This is a genomic window from Bartonella bovis 91-4, from assembly GCF_000384965.1.
In the GTDB taxonomy this organism is placed as follows: Bacteria; Pseudomonadota; Alphaproteobacteria; order Rhizobiales; family Rhizobiaceae; genus Bartonella; species Bartonella bovis.
On sequence record NZ_CM001844.1, the window covers coordinates 237809 to 241468 of the forward strand.

General features: G+C 42.0%; 7 protein-coding genes. 5 read left to right on the forward strand and 2 right to left on the reverse strand.

The features are described from left to right. The 5 genes from BBBE_RS00965 to BBBE_RS00980 form a co-directional block, all read left to right on the forward strand. Positions 1 to 194 (forward strand): hypothetical protein (locus BBBE_RS00965; RefSeq protein WP_210162037.1); only part of this gene is annotated, 194 nt, incomplete at its 5' end. Continuing rightward, positions 191 to 988: a hypothetical protein gene (locus BBBE_RS00970; protein ID WP_010700759.1), complete on the forward strand. Its 798-nt coding sequence runs from the start codon at positions 191 to 193 to the stop codon at positions 986 to 988. The genes BBBE_RS00965 and BBBE_RS00970, both read left to right, overlap by 4 nt. Next, positions 985 to 1158 (forward strand): hypothetical protein, encoded by a 174-nt coding sequence (locus BBBE_RS07390; RefSeq protein ID WP_210162038.1) that lies wholly within the window; start codon positions 985 to 987, stop codon positions 1156 to 1158. The genes BBBE_RS00970 and BBBE_RS07390 overlap by 4 nt, the downstream gene beginning before the upstream one ends. Before the next feature lie 73 nt (positions 1159 to 1231). Then, on the forward strand, positions 1232 to 1459 hold the full coding sequence (locus BBBE_RS00975) for a hypothetical protein (RefSeq protein WP_152023177.1): 228 nt from the start codon (positions 1232 to 1234) through the stop codon (positions 1457 to 1459). 193 nt (positions 1460 to 1652) lie between these two features. Continuing rightward, positions 1653 to 2810 carry a tyrosine-type recombinase/integrase gene (locus BBBE_RS00980; protein WP_010700760.1) on the forward strand — a complete coding sequence of 386 codons (1158 nt, stop codon included), beginning with the start codon at positions 1653 to 1655 and terminating at the stop codon, positions 2808 to 2810. Positions 2811 to 2952: 142 nt separating this feature from the next. Here the strand turns inward: BBBE_RS00980 and BBBE_RS00990 are convergent, their stop codons facing one another. Both BBBE_RS00990 and BBBE_RS07395 read right to left on the reverse strand, forming a co-directional pair. Continuing rightward, positions 2953 to 3168 (reverse strand): hypothetical protein, encoded by a 216-nt coding sequence (locus tag BBBE_RS00990; protein WP_010700761.1) that lies wholly within the window; start codon positions 3166 to 3168, stop codon positions 2953 to 2955. 33 nt (positions 3169 to 3201) lie between these two features. Continuing rightward, positions 3202 to 3357 (reverse strand): hypothetical protein, encoded by a 156-nt coding sequence (locus tag BBBE_RS07395; RefSeq protein ID WP_022708601.1) that lies wholly within the window; start codon positions 3355 to 3357, stop codon positions 3202 to 3204. Positions 3358 to 3660: the final 303 nt, after the last annotated feature.

A 3660-nucleotide genomic window follows, 5' to 3' on the forward strand; every position in this document is an offset into this window, starting at 1 on the left:
GGAAGATGATGATGACTAATGTGCGGATTTCAGATGTTGATAAGGCGGTATTGATGAATGGGGCGGGGACGTTGAATATGGAGGAAGTGCGGATTTCAAAGGTTAAAATGGGGGTGGAGGCAACGGCGGGGAGGTTGACGATAAATGGGCACTCGAGGATTACGTTTAACAATGGGGCCGGGAATTATGGGTGAAGGTGGGGAGAGAGGTGACGGCTACTTTGACAAATGTGACGATTGAGGGGACGGGGAGTGGGACGAGTGGAAGTGGAGAGGGAAGTAAGGGGGTGATAAAGGAGGGGACAGAGATGATGATGATGATGAATATGGTGACGATTGAGGGGGTTAAGAAGGGGAAGGTGGATATAAATATGGGGACGATTGGGTTTGAGAGTGGGAACGGGAATTGGGGGGTGAAGGTTGAGAATGGGGCGACGGCTAATATTATGGGGGCGACGATTACGGGGAGTGGGAATGGAGAGGGGACGGGGTTGTATGTGGTGGGGGGAACGGCGACGATGAATGGGGGGGAGATTTCAGAGGTTAGTGAGGGGGTGTTGATGAAGGGGGGTGGAACGTTGACGATGAATAATGGGTCGATTGGGTTTAAGGATGGGGCGGAGAATTTTGGGATAGGGGTGGGGAAATTGGTGACTAATGCTCGTTTGACAGATTTGACGATTACGGGGGCGAGTGGACAGGGGAAGGGTAAGGGGGTGATTATGGAGAGTATGGGGAAGATGACGATGACCAATGTGGGGATTTCAGGGGTGCAAACGGGGATACAGGTGAGTAATGGGAATCTGACGGTGAATGGGGGGGAGATAAAGGAGGTGCAGACGGGGATAAGTATGTTAGGAAGTGGAAAGTTGGTGGTGAATAATGGGGCGAGGATTACGTTTAAGGGAGATCACGGGGTGAAAGTGGGGGGTACGGTGAATGCTACTATCACGGGGGCGGAGATTAAGGGAGTGGGACGGGAACGGTGACGTTAATGACGGGGAAGGTAAATATTTCGGGGGTTGATATAGGGGTGGAGGTGAAGAAAGGGATACTAGCGATGAAAAGAGGGGAGATTGGGTTTACAGGAGATTATGGTATCAGTCTCTCAAAGAGCACTGCTGCTTTAATAGGGGGCACTGTAAGGGAAATGGAATAGGAAAAACGGGTATCAAGCTTAATAGGGAATGATCGATCTCTACAAGATAAATATAAGAGAGGTCCAGAAAAGGATGAGTATCGAAAATGGGGTTGTCCGCATGTTTGAAGGATCGGTGGAGTTTAAAGAAAATCACGGTATCAACCTCACAAAGGGAAACGCTCTGCTAAAGGGTGTCAGAATGACTTATACGAGTAACAACAAAACAGCTGGCTTCATTAAAGTCGAGAGTGGAACAGTTATGGTTGAAAATACAACAATCACAGGAAATGACAAGAAATGGTGCCCAGACGCTGCGTAGTGGGTTTTAGCAAATAGAATTCAATTGTATAAATAGTGCCAAGACATGTTGCTATATATAGCTTTTTATGATTCAGTAAGAAAATTAATTATTAAATAAAAAATCTGATATCAAAAATTCAAGGTGGTCTAAAAGGTGGACCGACAAAGGTGGACGGGCAACGTGTAAAAAGGTGGACGAGAAGGGGAATTAAGTGAGAGCAATTCACAGGTTATCAGCATCGTTTGTAAAGGTCTCTCCTCAGGGCAAGTATTGTGATGGAGGAGGTTTATGGTTGAATGTTCGAAAAGACAATACACGCTCTTGGTTTTTTCGTTATACATACCGCAATAAACGCCGTGAAATGGGGCTTGGTTCTGTTACCAAAATTTCTTTAAAAGAAGCACGCGAGCTTGCTAAACATTATAGCGATATTCTTAAAAGTGGCAATGATCCTATTGTATTTCGAGAACAAAGCATTTTAAAACAGCAAAGCAATGTTTTTCAAGAAATTGCTCAAGCGGCTTTTGAAAGCAAAAAAGCTGAGTTAAAAAATGAAGGTAAAAACGGTCGTTGGTTTTCTCCCCTAGAATTACACGTTATTCCACATATAGGTAATCTTCCTATAGAAAAATTAACAGCAAATATCATTCGCAATGTTCTTGCTCCACTTTGGCATAAAAAAGGAGATACAGCACAAAAAGCCCTTAACCGTATCAATATTTGCTTAAAATATGCTGCTGCTCTTGGTTTAGATGTTGATTTACAAGCTTGTATGAAAGCGCGAGCCCTTTTAGGAAAGTCACGTGCTATATCAACAAATATTCCTGCTATGCCATGGCGAGAAGTTCCGACTTTTTATCAAAACTTAAAGGATGATCTCCTTTCAAATTTAGCACTGAAATTACTGATTTTGACTGGGGTACGGTCATATCCCTTGCGATATTTGCGCCTTGAGCAAATTGATAAAAATATATGGACGATACCAAAAGAAAATATGAAGGGTATTGTAGGAAAAGTTTCAGATTTTCGTGTGCCATTAAGTGATGAAGCTTTAAGAGTGATTGAAAAATCTCTCTCCTTTGAAAGAAATGGTTTTCTATTTTCTGGTCTTAAAGGCACTCCGATTTCTGATGCAAGCATGGCAAAACATATGAAATTTTGTGGTTTAAAATATCGTCCTCATGGTTTTCGTTCAAGTTTGCGAGACTGGATAGCAGAAACAACATCAACACCATTTGAGATTGCAGAAACTGTCCTTGCTCATTCAGTTGGTAGTTCAGTAACAAAAGCTTATATGCGGACAGATTTTTTAGAACAACGACATGTTCTTTTAGAACAGTGGGCTACATTTGTATCAAGAACGACTTGAACTCTTGTTAACATGCTTCCATCCACATAGACGTTTTCCGTGTTGATTATGTTTTAAAATGTCTCGTGCTAAGTTTGAACTGATTGCATTGAGATCTTGCCTCTCCAAATATATTGGCATCCATCCAACACAAGAAACATATTCATTTCTTGCGCACCCACTCAGAGAGATCAGAGTGCACATCATCATCATGTTTCTTGTTAATCTCATTTTCTATTTCCAGTCTTGTTGTCGTTGCCTTTAAAGGATCCTCTGTTTGTTTGTGTTGTTCAACTTTCTTTCCAATCTGACAAACATTCGCGAAAATTTCTAAAAGAGCAGCAGATGCATCAAGTATAATCTCAAGATATTTTTTCATCCGCAGATCTCCTGTGCACTTTACAATAGCTTTCTAAATTGCTCTGCCTCTCTTGTAGGCTTTTAGATAAGTTCTTTTGACACGATCTGACACGAGTACAATAATCCAACCTACAAAAATGGCCCCAATCCACCAATGATCAGAAATTGCTTTACCAATATGAGCAAGTGGCTCTACAAGAGCACTCATTTTTCCTATAGAGAGTTTTGAGATTATCAAATGCTCCCATTTTGTTTGCTTCTATGAGAGTTGAACCAGCAACAACAGCCCCTCCCACCATTTGGGTTTATCTGCATCTTTAATAATGTTTTGTACCGTTTTTTCTCAAATTCGGCCATACTTACACCAGAACGGCGAGGACTAATCATTGGAGTTGCTACATCGAGGGCTTCTTGAGTTTTCGCACCAACAACACCATCAACTTCTAAATTACTGGTCAGCTTGAAANAAGATTGCACTGCGTGTATCTGGTCCATAATCACTATCAATCGC

What these genes read in the sequence shown, in the direction of transcription:
- BBBE_RS00975 (WP_152023177.1), top strand. Translation starts at nt 1,232, where the DNA reads ATGAGTATCGAAAATGGGGTTGTCCGCATGTTTGAAGGATCGGTGGAG.
- BBBE_RS00990 (WP_010700761.1), bottom strand. Translation starts at nt 3,168, where the DNA reads ATGAAAAAATATCTTGAGATTATACTTGATGCATCTGCTGCTCTTTTA.
- BBBE_RS07395 (WP_022708601.1), bottom strand. Translation starts at nt 3,357, where the DNA reads ATGAGTGCTCTTGTAGAGCCACTTGCTCATATTGGTAAAGCAATTTCT.